Source organism: Streptomyces sp. NPDC087422 (genome assembly GCF_044744145.1).
In the GTDB taxonomy this organism is placed as follows: domain Bacteria; phylum Actinomycetota; class Actinomycetes; order Streptomycetales; family Streptomycetaceae; genus Actinacidiphila.
Map to the genome: position 1 here is coordinate 121,964 of NZ_JBIUXT010000002.1, position 16,534 is coordinate 138,497.

The following is a 16,534-nucleotide window of genomic DNA, read 5'->3' on the forward strand; positions in this document are numbered from 1 at the left end:
CTCGGGGACGGGCTCGGTGGGCGCCCCGCGAGGGGGTTCGGATTCGGGCTCGGGTTCCGGCTCGGACTCAGCGGGTGGCCGCGATGGCCGCTGCCAGGGCGGCGGGCACGTCCTCGACGAGCTGATGCCGCCCGTCACGGACGATCTGCCGGCCGCCGACCACGGTGGACGTCACATCCGCGCCCGTGGCCGCGAATACGGCGGTCTCCGCGCCCAGCCGGGGCAGGGGTCCGGCGGTGCGGACGGAGTCCAGCGCGATCGTGGTGAAGTCCGCGGCGCAGCCCGGTTCCAGGCGGCCCGCGTCGGGTCGGCCGAGGCTCGCGTGACCGTCCTCGGTGGCGGCGCGCAGCAGTTGGGCCGCGGTCCAGTGGCCGCGGGCGCGGGTGCGCAGCCGTTCGTTCAGCTCCATGGCGCGCGCCTCCTCGAAGAGGTCGATGACTGCGTGGCTGTCGCTGCCCAGGCTCAGCGGGCTGCCCGCCGCCTTGAGCCGGGGCGCCGGGCCGATGCCGTCGGCCAGGTCGCGTTCCGTCGTGGGGCACATGCAGACGGTGCTGCCCGCGCGCCCGATCAGGCCGATGTCCTCACCGGTGAGGTGCGTGGCGTGCACGGCGGTGGCGGTCGGCTTCCAGAAGCCGGAGTCCGCGAGCAGCCGGGCCGGGGTGCGGCCGTGCACCGCGACGCACGCCTCGTTCTCCGCGGGCTGCTCGGACAGGTGGATGTGCGTCGGCACGCCGTCGGTCCAGCGGGCGAAGGCCGTGTAGCCGTCGCTCGCGGAGAAGGCCCGCACCGAGTGCAGCGCGGCGCCGATCGTCGCGTGGCCGCCGCCCTTGAGCTGCGACCAGCGCTCGTACCAGCGGTCGGCGGTGCCGTCGCCGAAGCGGGTCTGCGGTCCGGCCAGCGGCGCGTAGCCGTTCCGGTTCAGGCCGCCGTGCAGGTAGACGGTGTCGAGCAGCGTGATCCGGATCCCGGCCGCGCCCGCGGCGGCGATCAGGGCCTCGCCCATGGCGTTGGGATTGTCGTACGGGGTGCCGCCCGGCTGGTGGTGCAGGTAGTGGAATTCGCCGACCGCGGTGATCCCGGCCAGCGCCATCTCGGCGTAGACGGCGCGCGCGAGGTCGAAGTACGTGTCGGGGGTGAGCTTCTGCGCGACGCCGTACATGAACTCGCGCCAGGTCCAGAAGGTCCCGGAGCCGACTTGCACGGTGCCGCGCAGGGCCCGGTGGAAGGCGTGGCTGTGGGCGTTGGCCAGGCCGGGCAGGGTCAGGCCGCGCAGGACGGTCGCCCCGGCGGGCGGCGCGTCCACGCCTGTGCTGACCTCGGTGATGCGTTCGTCCGCGACCGTGAGCGCGACGCCCGGCTCGACATGGGTGCCGAGCCAGGCGTGCTCCAGCCAGTACGTCACCTGCACGCGAGACCTTCCAGTACGTCGGCGAGTGCGGTCACACCGGCGACGCAGTCGTCCTCGGCCGCCGATTCGGCCGGGGAGTGCGAGACGCCGGTGGGGTTGCGTACGAACAGCATGGCGGTTGGGACGGTCGCGGACAGGATGCCCGCGTCGTGTCCCGCGCCGGTCGGAAGGACCGGTACGGGCGCGGCGCCGCCGAGCAGCGCGGTGAGGCGGTCGCGCAGGTCGTGGGCGAATTCCACCACCGGGGTGAAGGATTCGCGCACGACCCGCACGTCCACGCCGTCGCGGGCGCCGCGCTCGGTCGCGGCCTGCTCGATGGCGGTGACGACCTCGGCGAGGGTGGCCTCGTCCGCGGCGCGCGAGTCGAGCCAGCCCCGAACGAGTGAGGCGATGGCGTTGACGCCGTTGGGTTCCACGCTGACCTTGCCGAAGGTCGCGAGGGCGCCCGCGAGGCGGGCCTTCTTGCGGGCGGCCAGCACCGTGTTGGCGTAGGTCAGCATCGGGTCGCGGCGGTCCTCCAGGCGGGTGGTGCCCGCGTGGTTGGCCTCGCCGGTGAAGTCGAACCGCCAGCGGCCGTGCGGCCAGATCGCCGAGGCGACGCCGACCGCGTCGCCCGACAGGTCCAGGGCCCGGCCCTGTTCGATGTGGAGTTCCACGAAGGCGCCGATCCGGGCGAGGCGTTCGGCGTCGGGGCCGATCGCCTCCGGGTCCTGGCCCGCCGCCTCCATGGCCCGGGCGAGGCTCACGCCGTCCGCGTCGCGCAGTTCCCTGGCGCGCTCCGGGGTCAACTGGCCCGCGCTCAGCCGGGAACCGGCGCAGGCGACGCCGAAGCGGGCGCCTTCCTCGTCGGTGAAGTTGACCAGGGCCAGGGGGCGGGTGGGGGTCGCGCCGCGGGCGCGGAGTTCGTCGAGGGCGGCGAAGGAGGAGATGACGCCGAGCGGGCCGTCGAAGGGGCCGCCGTCGGGGACGGAGTCCAGGTGGGAGCCGGTGACGACGGCGTCGCCCGCCGTCGGGTCGCCCTGCCAGGCCCACTGGTTGCCGTTGCGGTCGACCTCGTAGGTCAGGGCGCGGGACTCCGCTTGGGCGCGGAACCAGGCGCGGCAGTCGGTGTCCGCCGGGGTCCAGGCGTAGCGGCGGTAGCCGCCGGTTCCGGTGTCCCGGCCGACCGGGAGGAGGTCGCGCCACATCGCGTGGAAGGACGCGCCCGCGGCGGGCTGTTTCGCCCCTGAGCCGTTCTCCCCTGGCCCGTTCTCCCCTGGCCCGCCCCTTCCCGGAACGGGGGGCTCGGCCCCTGGACCCCGCTCCTCGAACGCCGGAGGGGGTGCATTGTGTGGGGGCGCGAAGTCATTCACCGGAGGTGCCCTCCCGCATCGGGACGCGCACGCCGCGCTCGGCGGCCACCTCGTCGGCGCGGTCGTAGCCCGCGTCGACGTGGCGGATGACGCCCATGCCGGGGTCGTTGGTGAGGACGCGGCGGATCTTCTCGGCGGCGAGGGGGGTGCCGTCGGCGACGGTGACCTGGCCGGCGTGGATGCTGCGGCCGATGCCGACGCCGCCGCCGTGGTGGATGGAGACCCAGGAGGCGCCGGAGGCGACGTTGACCATGGCGTTGAGCAGCGGCCAGTCGGCGATGGCGTCGGAGCCGTCGAGCATGGCCTCGGTCTCGCGGTAGGGGGAGGCGACGGAACCGGCGTCGAGGTGGTCGCGGCCGATGACGACGGGCGCGGCGAGGGTGCCGTCGGCGACCATCTCGTTGAAGCGCTCGCCCGCGCGGTCGCGTTCGCCGTAGCCGAGCCAGCAGATGCGGGCGGGCAGGCCCTGGAACTGGACGCGTTCGCCCGCGAGGCGGATCCAGCGGGCCAGCGACTCGTTCTCGGGGAAGAGTTCGAGGATGGCCTTGTCGGTCTTGTGGATGTCGGACGCCTCGCCGGACAGCGCGGCCCAGCGGAAGGGGCCCTTGCCCTCGCAGAACAGCGGCCTGATGTAGGCGGGGACGAAGCCGGGGAAGGCGAAGGCCCGCTCGTACCCGGCGAGTTGGGCCTCGCCGCGGATGGAGTTGCCGTAGTCGAAGACCTCGGCGCCCGCGTCCTGGAAGCCGACCATGGCCTCGACGTGCGTGGCCATGGATTCGCGGGCCCGCTGGGTGAATTCGGCGGGCTTCTCGGCCGCGTAGTCGGCCATGTCGGAGAAGTCGATGCCGAGCGGGAGGTACGCGAGCGGGTCGTGGGCGGAGGTCTGGTCGGTGACGATGTCGATGGGGGCGCCCATGGCGAGCAGTTGGGGCACCAGTTCGGCGGCGTTGCCGAGGACGCCGATGGACAGCGGGCGGCGGGCGTCGCGGGCCTCGGTGGCCAGCCGCAGCGCGTGCTCCAGCGAGTCGGCCTTCACGTCGAGGTAGCGGTGCTCGATACGGCGCTCGATGGCGCGCGGGTCGACGTCGATACAGAGCACGACGCCGCCGTTCATGGTGACGGCCAGCGGCTGGGCGCCGCCCATGCCGCCGAGTCCGGCGGTGAGGGTGATGGTCCCGGCGAGCGAGCCGTCGAAGCGCTTGGCGGCGACGGCGGCGAAGGTCTCGTAGGTGCCCTGGAGGATGCCCTGGGTGCCGATGTAGATCCACGAGCCGGCGGTCATCTGGCCGTACATGGTCAGGCCCAGGGCTTCGAGGCGGCGGAATTCCTCCCAGTTCGCCCAGTCGCCGACGAGGTTGGAGTTGGCGATGAGGACGCGCGGCGCCCACTCGTGGGTCTGCATGACGCCGACCGGGCGGCCGGACTGGACGAGCATCGTCTCGTCCTGCTTGAGGCCGCGCAGGGTGCGGACCATGGCGTCGAAGGAGTTCCAGTCGCGGGCGGCCTTGCCGGTGCCGCCGTAGACGACGAGCTTGTCGGGGTGCTCGGCGACCTCCGGGTCGAGGTTGTTCTGCAACATGCGCAACGCGGCTTCCTGCTGCCAGCCCAGCGCGCTCAGTTCCGTACCGCGCGGTGCGCGTACCGGCCTCGGTCCCGTCATCGGTGCGGCCTCCTCGTCGTCGGCGCACCCGGTGTGGGTGCATCCATTCACATCCTGACTAGCTGAATAGCTCTAGTCAACAAGGTGCGGTCGCGCGGCCCCGGTGAGATCGGCGCGACCACTCCTTGAGCCGGGTTGGCGGGCGCGGGCGGGGAGGTGGTGGGATGGATGTCATGACGGATGAACTGGGAATACGGCGAGGGCACGCGCTGCGTGCCGCGGTGGAGCAGGGACTGGTCGGCGAGGCGGAGCCGGTCGTCGGTCTGCTGGACGTCACCGGCATCGAACGCTCGGCGACGGCGCTGCACGCCGCCTTCGCGACGCCGGGCGTGGCCGTCACCCACACCTTCGCCGTCAAGGCCGCCTCCCTCGTCCCGGTGCTCGCGCTGCTCGGCGAGTGCGGGCTCGGCGCGGAGGTCGCCAGCCCCGGCGAGCTGGCGCTGGCGCGCGCCGCGGGCATCCCGGCCGACCGGACCGTGCTGGACTCCCCCGCCAAGACCGTGGCGGAGCTGCGCGAGGCGCTGGAGCTGGGCATCGCCGTCAACGCGGACAATCCGCAGGAGCTGGCCAGGATCGACGCGCTGCGCCTGGCCGGGGCGGAGTCGGCCTCCCCCGTCGGGCTGCGGGTCAACCCGCAGGTGGGCGGCGGCACGATCGGCGCGATGAGCACCGCGACGGCCACCTCGAAGTTCGGCGTGGCGCTGCGCGACCCGGGCGCGGAGGAGTGGGTGCTGCGCGCGTACGCCGAGCGCCCCTGGCTCAACCGGCTGCACACCCACACCGGTTCGCAGGGTGTGCCGCTCGAACTGATGGCGGCGGGCGTGCGGGCCGCGTACGAGCTGGCCGAGCGGATCAACGCGGCGGCCGGGCGGCAGCAGGTCAGCGTGCTCGACATCGGCGGCGGCCTGCCGGTGAACTTCCGCTCCGACGACGTCGCGCCGTCCTTCGCGGACTACGCGCGCGTGCTGCGCGCCGAGGTGCCCGGCCTCTTCGACGGGCGCTACGGCATCGTCACCGAGTTCGGGCGCTCGCTGCTGGCCAAGAACGGCACGGTGCTGGCGCGGGTGGAGTACGCCAAGTCCGCGGGCGGGCGGCCGATCGCGGTGACGCACGCGGGCGCGCAGGTGGCCACCCGTACCGTCTTCGTCCCCGAGGCGTGGCCGATACGGGTGCTGGCGCTGGACGGGAAGGGCCGCGAGAAGGACGGCGAGCCGGTCGTGCAGGACGTGGCGGGGCCGTGCTGCTTCGCGGGCGACCTGGTCGCGCAGGGCCGGGCGCTGCCGCTGCTGGACGCGGGTGATTTTGTCGCGCTGCTCGACACCGGCGCGTACTACTTCTCGAACCACTTCGCGTACAACTCGCTGCCCCGGCCCGCCGTCCACGGCTACACCGCGGACAGCACGGGCTCGGTCACCTTCGCCCGGGTCAGGACCGCCCAGACCCTGGACGACCTGGTCGCGGAGAGCGGCGGCGCCCTGCCGCCCCTGCGCCGGGGCTGACGGCGACGACCGGGCGGTCGCCTTCACTTAGCGCAGGGGCAGCCCGGTGCCGGGCCGACCGCCGTCACGCGGGTCAGCACCGCCCAGCGGCAGCCACCGGGCGGTCGCCTTCGCCCAGGTCAGGACCGCCCGGTGCCGGGCGGCGCCGTCACACGGCGGTCACCATCCCTCAGGTCAGGACCGCCCGGCGGCGGCCACCCGGCGGTCGCCTTCCCTCGGCTCAGGACCGTCCGGCGCGCGGACGGGCCGGGCGCGCGGAGCGGCGGCGCGGCGCCGGGGCCGCGACGGGGTTGGCGGCGGTCACCGGGCCGCGGCGGCGACCGCCGCCGGGGGCCGCGTCGCCCGCGGCGATCCCGGTGAGCTGGTAGGCGGCGCCGTCGCCGTCCGGGCGGACCCACAGCAGGGCGTCCTGGGAGCGCTCGATCCGGCCGATCCTGCGGGACTTGGCCCACAGCCCGGCGCCGATGCCGCCGAGCAGCATGCCGCCCGCGCAGGGCAGCGCGAGCGACGAGGCCGCGGCCACCACGCAGGCGGCGAGCAGCCACCACCTGCGGCGGCGCAGCCAGGCGCGGGCGGTGACCCTGCGGTCCTGGAGGAAGACGCTCTTCGCCGCCTTGGTCGCGGCGCTCGCCCGCTCGGCGTACCGGCCGCCGCGTACCGCGTAGGCGGTCACCGCGGCGACGATGAACGCCACCGCGCCCGCCATGACGCCGATCCGGCGTCCCGTCGGGCTGAAGGTCACCGCCGTGCCCGGCACGGCCGCGATCACCCCCGCCCACCACAGCCAGCACGCCGCCGCGCGCACCGTCACTGCCACCCGTGCCAATGTGTAGGCCCCGCGCACCACGTCGCGCCTCCTCCTTCGCTGCCGTCCTTCGCCACGGCATCACCCAGCAAGTGGTGGGGAGGGTACTCAGTGTTTCTCAGATTTTCGTTAAGAAGTGCGGCTTCCGGCCCGGAATCATGCGGATTCGCCGCGGGCGGGGCGGCGCCGGACCCATGAGACCGGCACCGGCCCATGAGACCGGCACCGGGCCCTGAGAACGGTGCCAGGCCATCAGAACGGCGCCCGAGGCGCTACTCGGTGAAGACGCCCCGCGCCGCCGCCCGGGCGTCGAATTCCTCCAGGCGCGCCTGGGCGTCGGGGAGGGCGTCGCACATGGACTCCAGGAGGACGCGGCCGAGGAGCATGGGGGCGCAGGCGGTGTCGAAGGCGAGGCCGGTGCCGACGGCGGCGGGGAGGAGGAGGTCGGTGTGGGCGGCGACGGGGGCGAAGGCGCTGTCGGCGACGGTGACGACGGTCAGGCCGGCCGCGCGGGCGTGGGCGAGGGCGTCGACGACCTCACGGGGGTGGCGGGGCAGCGCGAAGCACAGGAGGGCGGTGGCTCCGGCGCGCACGGCCGCGTCGAGCCGGTCGGCGAGCATCGTGCCGCCCTCGTCGAGGAGCCGCACGTCGGGGTGGACCTTGGCGGCGAAGTACGCGAAGCCGCGGGCCTGGGCGCCGGCCGCGCGCAGGCCGAGGACCGGGAGCGGCCGGGACGCGGCAAGTACGGCGCCCGCGCGGGTGGCGGGCCCGGTGTCGCCGAGCAGTTCCGCGAGGTGCCGCAGATTCTCGATCTCGGCGTGCACGGCCTGCTGGTACTCGTTGTACGCGGCCGTCTCCGGCTCCGCGGGCGCGGGCGCGACCTCGCGCAGGTGGCGGCGGAGCGCCGGGTAGCCGTCGAAGCCGAGGGCGACGGCGAAACGGGTGACCGACGGCTGGCTGACGCCCGCCAGTTCCGCCACCTCCACGCTGGACAGGTACGGTGCCTGCGCGGCCTTACGCACCAGGCAGTGCGCGATCCGCCGCTGGGTGGGCGTGAGGCGGTGCGCCTCGAAGAGTTTCAGCAGCCGGGCCGAGGCGCCGCCCGCCGCGTCCCGAGCCGCCGCGTCGCCGCCCGTCACCACGTCGCTCCCCGTCACCGCACCGGCCCTTCGCCGTTCCCGACCTTCGCCGCCCAGCCCATCGTGACCCCGTCCACCGGCTCTTATTCACTGGGACAAGACTCTGCATGACGATATGCAGTCGGGGCAAGGCTACGGTGCCTGGGCGCCCGGCAGGTCGCGGTTCTCCTCGACCCGCAGGGGGCGCTCCTCGGTTCGGTGCGGGCGCTCTTCGGCCCGGAGGAGATTCTCCTCGGCCCGGAGGGGGTGCTCCTCGACCCGGCGGGAGTGTTCCTCGGCGACGGAGCTGCGGATCACGCGCGAGGCCGACAGCGCGTGGCGGCGGTGGACGACGGCCAGGACGATCGCGGTGGCGATGGCGATCAGGTGCTCGCGGCCCGCCAGATTCGGCTTGATGACGGACTCCATGACCATGGAGCCGCCGGTGAAGAAGAAGACGATGGGCGCGCGCTGCGTGATCGACAGATAGGTGAAGAGCCCGACGACGGCGGCCGACGGTCCGGTGTCGAGGATCGCCCCGGCGTCGGGCGGCAGCCCGAGCCCCCACCAGCCGGTGCCCATCGCGATCATGGCGCGCGCCATGAGGGTGCCGACCAGCGTCGTGGTGTACGCGATCACCAGCGTCCTGGCCCGCCCGAGTACCAGCTCGGCGAGCGCGAAGGCGAGGAAGAGCTGCGTCATGCCCGCCCACACGGGCAGGTCGAGCGCGGGGACGTACAGCGAGACCGGTGTCCGCAACAGGGCCAGCGGCAGCGGCAGATCGGCGTAGACACCGCCGACCACGCGCACCACGGTCGCGCCCGCCCTGCTCTGCGCTATCCCGTGGAAGAAGATCACCCCGAGCCCGGCGAGGAACGCCAGGGACAGTCCGGGCAGCCCGCGGCGCAGCAGCTCACGCACCGGCGCGACGACGATCCCCTGCCACTCGCCGCGCACGGTCCGCCAGATCAGCCGCAGGGCTCCCCGCAGTGCCGTCCCCACCCGCTCCGCGGCGCCCCGACTCCCCTCGCGGACCTTGCCCGGCACCCGACACCGCCCCCTCTCCCGCTCCCAAACTCCGCCCACAAGCGTATAGACGCGTCTATCCGCCGGACATCCGCCCCATGCGGACCATGACGTAGGACGCCGTCAGGGTTTGCGAGGTTTACCCACCCGCGTCCTCGACCGGCACGGCGAAGGGGCCGGGCAGGCGGTGAACACCTGCCCGGCCCCTTCAGAAGCCGGAGCGAGTCGGACATAAAGGACGAACAGTGCGGACCGAGCGGACCGCACCGCGCGGGGTCAGCGGTGGCCCGACTCGTCCAGTTCGCGCTCGGGAGCGGGACCGCCGGGTGCGGCCGCGCGGGTGCGGTCGGCGTGGCCGGGCCACCAGGCCGCGTGCCCCATCAGGGCGGTGAGGCTGGGGGTGAAGAACATGGCCATGACGAAGGCGGCGACGATGATGCCGAAGGCGACGGCGAAGCCCATCTGGGTCAGGAAGGCGTTGCCGGAGAGCATCAGGGTCGCGAAGGTCGCGGCCAGGATGAATCCCGCGGCGCCGATCGTCGGACCCGCGTGCCGCAGCGCCATGCTGGCGGCCTCGCGTGGCTCGCGGCCTTCCTGCGCCTCCTCCCGCAACCGGGCGATCATGAGGATGTTGTAGTCGGTGCCGATGGCGACGACGAACAGATACATGATGATCGGCAGCAGGAAGATCAGCCCGTCGCCGCGGCCGAAGATGAGCACGGTCGCGCCGAGGGTGGCGCCGAAGCCGAGGGCGACGGACGCGATGAGGTACCAGGGCGCCACGACGCTGCGCAGCAGCAGTCCCAGGATGATCATGATGAGGATCGCGGCGACCGGGAAGACCGTCTTGTAGTCGTGGTTCACCGCCGCGTTGATGTCCTTGAAGATCGAGGACGAGCCGCCGACGAGGGCCTCGGTGCCGGGCGGGGCGTTGTCGTGCGCGACCGTGCGCACATCACCCACCGCGGCGATCGCCTTGTCGCTGGCCGACTCGTACTTCAGGGTCACCGTGAAGTTCGCGGTGGTGCCGTCCTTGTTGAGGTCGTTCTTCTGGTCGAAGGAGACGTCCGCGACGCCGTCGACCTTCTTCAGCTTGTCGGCGTACGCGGTGTAGTCGACCGAGCCCAGCGGCTTGTTCGAGGTGCTGGTGAGGAAGACCGAGGTCGGCTCCGCCGCACCGGCCGAGTACGCCTTCTGGAGGGTGTCCTGGACGACCATCGACTCCTTGGTCTTCGGGATCGACCCGGACGCCAGGTCGTAGGACGCCTTGTAGCCGAGGGTGCCGAGCGCGAGCAGCAGCATGACGAGACCGGAGACGATCGCCACCATGCCGGACCTGCGGCCGACGACCCGGCCGATGGCCGCGAAGCGCGCGTCGGAGGGCTCCTGCTGCCACTTCTTGCCGGGCCAGAACAGGGCGCGCGGCGGGATCAGCGAGCAGATCGCGGGGAAGAGCGTGAGGCCCGCGATCAGGGTGACGGCGACCAGGATGGCCAGCGCCGGGCCGAGCTGGGTGAGGAAGCCCAGGGTGGACAGCGCCAGCGCCAGGAAGGAGATGATGACCGCGCCCGCCGCCGAGGCGATGGCCTCGCCGACGCGGGTGACGCTGTTGATCATCGCTTCCTTGGGTTCGTCACCCGCCCGCAGCCGTTCTCGGTAGCGGAACATCAGGAAGAGGAAGTAGTCGGTGCCGACGCCGAGGACGACCACGATCAGCAGCGCCGAGATGGAGCTGTTGGCCTGGAGTCCGAAGATCTTGGTGGCGTCCGCGATCAGCGCGTTGGCGACGGTGAAGACGACGCCGGTCAGGATGACCAGCGGCATGATCGCGATGAGCGGCGATCTGAAGATGATCGCCAGCGTGATGATGATGATCAGCAGGGAGCCGACGAGCGCCACGGCGTCCGACGTCTTGCCCGCGTCCTGCTGGTCGAGGGCCTGGGCCGCCTGCCCGCCGACCTGCACCTTCAGATCGGTGCCCTTGGCGAGCGCCGTGGAGTCGTCACGCAGCGCCTTGGCCGCGTCGGCCTGTTTGGGCTGGCCGGCCGTCTCCTTGTTCATCTGGACCAGCGCGGTCTGGTACTTGCCGTCCTTGGACGCGCTGCCCTGGACGACCTTCTGGACCTGGTCGATCTTCTTCTTGCCCAGCTCGTCGGTGATCTTGGTGATCTCCGACTTGTCGGCGTCGGTCAGCGCCGCGCCGTCCGTGCGCTGGTAGAGGACGATCGCGGCCGGGGTGAAGGCGGCGGGGAACGCCTTCTCCTGGACGTCCATCGCCTTGATCGACTCGTAACTGCTGGGCAGGAAGCTGCTCTCGTCGCTGTTGGACGGGAGACTCGGTGCGGTGGCGATGATCGCGACGGCGGCGATCAGCCACGCGACGATCGTCCATACGGGATGGCGGACGACGGTGCGTCCGATGCGGTGGAACATGCGGTGCTGCCTCCATGGCAGGGCGTATCACCGCCACCCTTTGGAGCGGGGCCCGGGTATCGGCGACCCGGGCGGCGTGTACCGGCCGCCCGGTGGTGTGCAAGGGGGTGGACTGATAGGCCAGGAGCCTACTTGCCGCCCGGCAAGCGGCAACTCCGACCCCCGTATCCCTACCTTTTTCATACGGGCGGCAGCAACTTCTTTTGCGGCTTCCCCATCGCGTTGCGCGGCAGTTCAGGCAGGAACCGGACCATTCTGGGCCGCTTGTGGACCGACAGCCGGGTGGCCACGTAGTCCGTCAGTTCGGCCGCCGTCACCCCGTCCGCGACGACGTACGCGACGATCTGCTGGCCGAGGTCCGCGTGCGGCGCGCCGACGACGGCGGCCTCCCGTACCGCCGGGTGGTCGAGCAGCGCGTTCTCCACCTCGCCCGCGCCGATCCGGTAACCGCCGGATTTGATCAGGTCGGTGGAGGCCCGGCCGACGATCCGGTGCGTGCCGTCCTCGTCCACGCTCGCGATGTCGCCGGTACGGAACCAGCCGTCGGCGGTGTACGAGGCCGCCGTCGCCTCGGGCCGCCCGAGGTAGCCGTCGAAGAGGGTGGGCCCGGTGAGCTGCAACTCGCCGACGCCGTCGGCGGATTCCGCGATCCGGGTACGGATGCCGGGCAGCGGGGTGCCGACCGCGCCGGGGCGCCGCTCCCCCGCGGCCCGCGCGCTCAGGGTGATCAGCGTCTCGGTCATGCCGTACCGCTCCACCGGGGCCTGGCCGGTGAGCGCCAGCAGGTCGCGGAAGACGGGCGCGGGCAGCGGCGCGCTGCCGGAGACCAGCAGCCGGGCCCCGGACAGCGCGCGGGCGGCGGCCTCGTCCCGCACCACCCGGTGCCAGACGGTCGGCACGCCGAAGTAGAGGCTGCCGCCCGCCGCCGCGTACGCCTGCGGGGTCGGCCGTCCGGTGTGCACCAGGCGGCTGCCGGTGCGCAGCGCGCCGAGCACGCCGAGGACCAGGCCGTGCACATGGAAGAGCGGCAGGCCGTGCACCAGGGTGTCGTCGGCGGTCCACTGCCAGGCGGCGGCCAGCGCGTCCAGGTCGGCGGCGACGGCGGCCCGTGAGATCAGTACGCCCTTGGGCGGGCCCGTGGTGCCGGAGGTGTAGAGGATCAGGGCCGGCCCCGGCGCGGGCGTCCCGGTGAAGTCGGCGCGCTCGGCGAAGTCCACCGGCAGCGTCCGGGCGCCGGAGTCGCGCAGGACGTGCTCGCGCTCGGCCGGGCCCGCGTCCGGCGCGAGCGGCACCACCGGCACCCCGGCGAGCAGCCCGCCGACCACGGCCGCCACCGTCTCCAGCGACGCCGTCGCCTCCACGACGAAGGCCCCGGTCCCGGCCGCCCGCCGCGCGACCGCGCCCGCGGCGCCCAGCAGTTCCTCGTACGAACAGGACCGGCCGTCCACGGTCAGCGCGTCCGCCCGGTCCCGGCCCTCGTACAGCGCCGTGAGCAGGGGGACGGCGGGCGGCTGCGGCACGGGGGAAGGCATACGGGAATCTCCTCGCGGACGGCTGGCCCCCGGCGCATTCGGGGGCTAACCCCAGTGTCGCCCACCCCCCGCTGTCCGTACGGTGTCCGCATGGACGCCCGCGACCCGGAACTCAACAAGGAACTCTCCGCCACCTTGCAGGCACGCAAGGACCTCGGAGCGGAGTACGAGTCGGAGCTGGTCGACTCGTTCATGGAGAAGGTGACAGAGCGCGTCGACAGCCGCGTGGAGCAGCGCGTACGGCGTGAGCTGGCGCAGCAGCAGACGTCGTACGCCCGCGCCGACCGCCGCCCGATCGGGCCCCCGCAGCCCAGCGCGCGCTTCGCCCGCTACGGCTTCGCCGGGTTCACGATGATCGCCGCCATCCCGCTGTCCGCGATCGGCGCGGTCAACGCCGGTACGGCGGGCCTGTTCATCACCTGGGCGGGCATCGTGGGCGTGAACGTCGCCCAGGGCCTGAGCAGCTTCCTGGTGCCGCGCTCGAAGCGCGACGACGACAAGGACGATTGGGCCTAGGGCCGGACAGGCCCTGGCCGGCCGGGCCCCGCGCCGAAGAACCCGCACCCGTACGGCGCGCCTTCGCGATCGGGCCGGCGAAAGAGTTAGCGCGGGAACCGCCGCACCCCCGGAACAAGGCCGGAGGGCGGGACGACGGCGGTTCCCGCGGTGGACGCGGGCTGGGTCAGGGCCGAGCACTCGCGTCCAAGGGTCACCATGGAGTCCGGGAGCCGCTCCGGAAGTCCTTGGCGCCACATTCAGTTGTGCCGACCGGCCGGTGTCCCGTGCCTTTCGACATCCCCTAATGTGCCGGACGCTTGTTAAGCCCGTGCTGCGCGGACGTGTCGCGGGTGTACCAGTTCCGCGAATCCCCGCCCGCGCCGCGGACACCCGCCGCACACGGCCCCCCGGCGGCTCAGACGCCGCTGTGCCCGGCCAGGAAGGTGAGCAGGTCCTGCCTGCTCACGACGCCGGTCGGCTTGCCCTCCACCAGCACGATCGCGGCGTCGGCGCTCTCCAGCACCGTCATCAGATCGGCGACCGGCTCGCCCGAGCCGACCTGCGGCAGCGGCGCGGACAGGTGCTTGTCCAGCGGGTCCTCCAGCGTGGCGCGCTTGGTGAACAGCGCGTGCAGCAGGTCGCGTTCCACGACGGAGCCGATCACCTCGGCGGCCATCACGTCCGGGTGCCCGGCGCCGGGCTTGACGACGGGCATCTGCGAGACGCCGTACTCGCGCAGCACCTCGATGGCCTGGCCGACCGTCTCGTCCGGGTGCATGTGGACGAGCTGCGGCAGACCGCCGTCCTTGTGGGCGAGGACGTCGGCGATCCGCTGGTTGCCGCCGCTCTCGTCGAGGAAGCCGTGCGAGCTCATCCACTCGTCGCTGAAGATCTTGGAGAGGTAGCCGCGCCCGCTGTCCGGCAGCAGGACGACGACCACGTCGTCGGGGCCGAGCCGCTTGGCGACCTCCAGCGCGGCGACGACCGCCATCCCGCAGGAGCCGCCGACCAGCAGGCCCTCCTCCTTGGCCAGGCGGCGCGTCATCTGGAAGGAGTCCTTGTCGGAGACGGCGACGATCTCGTCGGCCACCTCACGGTCGTACGCGGTCGGCCAGAAGTCCTCGCCGACGCCCTCGACCAGGTAGGGCCGCCCGGAGCCGCCGCTGTAGACCGAACCCTCGGGGTCGGCGCCGACCACCTGGACGCGGCCTTCGCTGGCGTCCTTCAGATAGCGCCCGGTGCCGGAGATGGTGCCGCCGGTGCCGACGCCCGCGACGAAGTGGGTGATCCGCCCCTCGGTCTGCTCCCACAGCTCGGGGCCGGTGGAGTGGTAGTGCGACAGCGGGTTGTTCGGGTTGCTGTACTGGTCCGGCTTCCACGCGTTGGGCGTCTCGCGGACCAGCCGGTCGGACACGTTGTAGTACGAGTCCGGGTGGCTGGGGTCGACGGCCGTCGGGCAGACGACGACCTCGGCGCCGTACGCCCGCATGACGTTGATCTTGTCGGTGGAGACCTTGTCGGGGCAGACGAAGACGCAGTGGTAGCCCTTCTGCTGCGCGACGATGGCCAGGCCCACGCCGGTGTTGCCCGAGGTGGGCTCCACGATGGTGCCGCCGGGCTTGAGATCGCCGCTGCGTTCCGCGGCCTCGATCATGCGCAGCGCGATGCGGTCCTTCACCGAACCGCCGGGGTTGAAGTATTCGACCTTGGCCAGGACGGTCGCCTGGATCCCCTCGGTCACGCTGTTGAGCCTCACCAGCGGGGTATTGCCCACGAGGCTGATCATCGAGTCGTGAAACTGCACCGTATGTCTCCGGGTTCTCCGTGATGGTGGGGCCAAGCCTAGGGCGTGTCCGCAAGGTCTCGTCTGGCTGGCGGTACCTGGCGGGCAGGTCCAGGACGGGGGAAGCGAACCGCGGGCGAAACGTGGACGACGCGGACAGCGTTGACGTTGCTGATGGTCCCTGACGGGGCACCAGGTTCATGTACCAAGTAACCAGGACCGATACGCGTGCGTACACGCAGTAGGCCGGTGGAGTCAGTGGGAGGTGACCGGCTCGATGTCGAGGGCGAGGGTGGCACGGCGGATCGCGACGGCGGCGGCGTTCGGAGGCGGCGGCATCAGCCTGCTGGGCGGGGCCGCGATCGGGGTGCTGCTGACCGAGGCGCGGCTGGCCAAGCGGATGGTCGGCGGATCCGGCGCGGTCGCGCCGCGGGCGGACGGGAGGTACGGCTCCGCGTTCGCGCACCGGACCGGCGAGACGCCGCTGCGATTGGGCTTCCTGGGTGATTCCACGGCGGCGGGTCAGGGCGTGCGCCGGGCCAGGGAGACGCCGGGCGCGCTGCTGGCCTCCGGGCTCGCCGCGGTCGCCGAGCGGCCGGTGCAGTTGGTGAACGTGGCGCTGCCCGGCGCGCAGTCGGACGACCTGGCCCGTCAGGTGACGCTGCTGCTGGAGTCGGGCGCTCCGGTGCCCGAGGTCGTGGTGATCATGATCGGCGCCAACGACGTGACGCACCGGATGCCGCTGGCCACCTCGGTCCGGCTGCTGTCGGACGCGGTACGGCGGCTGCGCGAGGCGGAGTGCGAGGTGGTCGTGGGCACCTGTCCCGACCTGGGCTCGGTCGAGCCGGTCTACCAGCCGCTGCGCTATCTGGCCCGCCGGATGAGCCGCCAGCTCGCCGCCGCGCAGACCATCGCGGTGGTGGGCCTGGGCGGCCGTACGGTGTCGCTGGGCGCGCTGCTCGGCCCGGAGTTCGAGGCCAGGCCGCGCGAGCTGTTCGGCCCCGACAACTTCCACCCGTCGGCGGAGGGCTACGCGACGGCCGCCATGGCCGTACTGCCGACGTTGTGCGCGGCGCTGGGGCTGTGGCCGGACACCGACGACGAGCGGCCGGACGCGCGCCGCGGCGAGGGCTTCCTGCCGGTGGCCCAGGCGGCGGCCGAGGCGGCCTCCGAGGGCGGTACGGAGGTCACGGCGGCGCGGGGCGCGGTGTCCGGTCCCCGCGGGCGCTGGGCGCTGATCAAGCGGCGCAGGCGGCGCGGACTGCCGGCGGAGGACGAGCGGCACCCGGAGGCGGCGGCCGAAGGGGTGGGAACGGGCGGAGCCGGGTAGGACCAGCCACGGAGCGGGGTAAGCAAGCGCTCAGAAAGAGGCCCGCATCACAGGCGGTCTCTGATGACTCGCTGCGCTACGTGGCGGTAG

General features: G+C 72.9%; 12 protein-coding genes. 3 read left to right on the forward strand and 9 right to left on the reverse strand.

The annotated features are described in order from the left end of the window. Positions 1-67 precede the first annotated feature (67 nt). The 3 genes from ACIO6U_RS06405 to hutU form a co-directional block, all read right to left on the reverse strand. A complete protein-coding gene (locus ACIO6U_RS06405; protein WP_355346977.1) occupies positions 68-1,408 on the reverse strand; it encodes a formimidoylglutamate deiminase in 1,341 nt (446 codons plus the stop codon). Beyond that, positions 1,399-2,595 (reverse strand): allantoate amidohydrolase, encoded by a 1,197-nt coding sequence (locus ACIO6U_RS06410; protein WP_391128797.1) that lies wholly within the window; start codon positions 2,593-2,595, stop codon positions 1,399-1,401. The genes ACIO6U_RS06405 and ACIO6U_RS06410 overlap by 10 nt, the downstream gene beginning before the upstream one ends. 157 nt (positions 2,596-2,752) lie before the next feature. Next, positions 2,753-4,420: a urocanate hydratase gene (hutU, locus tag ACIO6U_RS06415; RefSeq protein WP_401716078.1), complete on the reverse strand. Its 1,668-nt coding sequence runs from the start codon at positions 4,418-4,420 to the stop codon at positions 2,753-2,755. Between the two features lie 173 nt (positions 4,421-4,593). Here hutU and ACIO6U_RS06420 point away from each other — a divergent pair, with 173 nt between their 5' ends. After that, complete coding sequence (locus ACIO6U_RS06420; RefSeq protein WP_391051568.1) at positions 4,594-5,919, forward strand: diaminopimelate decarboxylase; 1,326 nt, start codon at positions 4,594-4,596, stop codon at positions 5,917-5,919. A gap of 220 nt (positions 5,920-6,139) precedes the next feature. Here the strand turns inward: ACIO6U_RS06420 and ACIO6U_RS06425 are convergent, their stop codons facing one another. The 5 genes from ACIO6U_RS06425 to ACIO6U_RS06445 all read right to left on the reverse strand — a co-directional run bounded on the left by ACIO6U_RS06425 (position 6,140) and on the right by ACIO6U_RS06445 (position 12,833). After that, positions 6,140-6,736, reverse strand: coding sequence for a hypothetical protein (locus ACIO6U_RS06425; RefSeq protein ID WP_401716081.1), 597 nt, complete (start codon positions 6,734-6,736; stop codon positions 6,140-6,142). Positions 6,737-6,996: 260 nt separating this feature from the next. Continuing rightward, entirely contained in the window at positions 6,997-7,866 is an 870-nt protein-coding gene (locus tag ACIO6U_RS06430; protein ID WP_391051695.1) for a MurR/RpiR family transcriptional regulator, read from the reverse strand. Positions 7,867-7,995: 129 nt separating this feature from the next. Further along, positions 7,996-8,889 carry a hypothetical protein gene (locus tag ACIO6U_RS06435; RefSeq protein WP_401716084.1) on the reverse strand — a complete coding sequence of 298 codons (894 nt, stop codon included), beginning with the start codon at positions 8,887-8,889 and terminating at the stop codon, positions 7,996-7,998. A gap of 255 nt (positions 8,890-9,144) precedes the next feature. After that, the gene (locus tag ACIO6U_RS06440; RefSeq protein ID WP_355346962.1) at positions 9,145-11,301 is read right to left on the reverse strand and encodes an MMPL family transporter; all 2,157 of its coding nucleotides are present in this window, start codon (positions 11,299-11,301) and stop codon (positions 9,145-9,147) included. Between the two features lie 179 nt (positions 11,302-11,480). After that, positions 11,481-12,833: an AMP-binding protein gene (locus ACIO6U_RS06445; RefSeq protein ID WP_355346959.1), complete on the reverse strand. Its 1,353-nt coding sequence runs from the start codon at positions 12,831-12,833 to the stop codon at positions 11,481-11,483. A gap of 90 nt (positions 12,834-12,923) precedes the next feature. Here ACIO6U_RS06445 and ACIO6U_RS06450 point away from each other — a divergent pair, with 90 nt between their 5' ends. Continuing rightward, positions 12,924-13,349: a hypothetical protein gene (locus ACIO6U_RS06450; RefSeq protein WP_355346956.1), complete on the forward strand. Its 426-nt coding sequence runs from the start codon at positions 12,924-12,926 to the stop codon at positions 13,347-13,349. Positions 13,350-13,746: 397 nt separating this feature from the next. On the opposite strand, the gene ACIO6U_RS06455 is transcribed toward ACIO6U_RS06450, so the two are convergent. Continuing rightward, complete coding sequence (locus ACIO6U_RS06455; RefSeq protein ID WP_355346953.1) at positions 13,747-15,135, reverse strand: cystathionine beta-synthase; 1,389 nt, start codon at positions 15,133-15,135, stop codon at positions 13,747-13,749. Between the two features lie 256 nt (positions 15,136-15,391). Here ACIO6U_RS06455 and ACIO6U_RS06460 point away from each other — a divergent pair, with 256 nt between their 5' ends. Then, positions 15,392-16,444 (forward strand): SGNH/GDSL hydrolase family protein, encoded by a 1,053-nt coding sequence (locus ACIO6U_RS06460; RefSeq protein WP_355346950.1) that lies wholly within the window; start codon positions 15,392-15,394, stop codon positions 16,442-16,444. Positions 16,445-16,534: the final 90 nt, after the last annotated feature.

Bases quoted from the DNA above. Each gene is read 5' to 3' on its own strand.
- ACIO6U_RS06450 (WP_355346956.1), top strand. From the start codon at position 12,924: ATGGACGCCCGCGACCCGGAACTCAACAAGGAACTCTCCGCCACCTTG.
- ACIO6U_RS06440 (WP_355346962.1), bottom strand. From the start codon at position 11,301: ATGTTCCACCGCATCGGACGCACCGTCGTCCGCCATCCCGTATGGACG.
- ACIO6U_RS06445 (WP_355346959.1), bottom strand. From the start codon at position 12,833: ATGCCTTCCCCCGTGCCGCAGCCGCCCGCCGTCCCCCTGCTCACGGCG.
- ACIO6U_RS06460 (WP_355346950.1), top strand. From the start codon at position 15,392: ATGTCGAGGGCGAGGGTGGCACGGCGGATCGCGACGGCGGCGGCGTTC.
- ACIO6U_RS06410 (WP_391128797.1), bottom strand. From the start codon at position 2,595: ATGTGGCGCGACCTCCTCCCGGTCGGCCGGGACACCGGAACCGGCGGC.
- ACIO6U_RS06420 (WP_391051568.1), top strand. From the start codon at position 4,594: ATGACGGATGAACTGGGAATACGGCGAGGGCACGCGCTGCGTGCCGCG.
- hutU (WP_401716078.1), bottom strand. From the start codon at position 4,420: ATGACGGGACCGAGGCCGGTACGCGCACCGCGCGGTACGGAACTGAGC.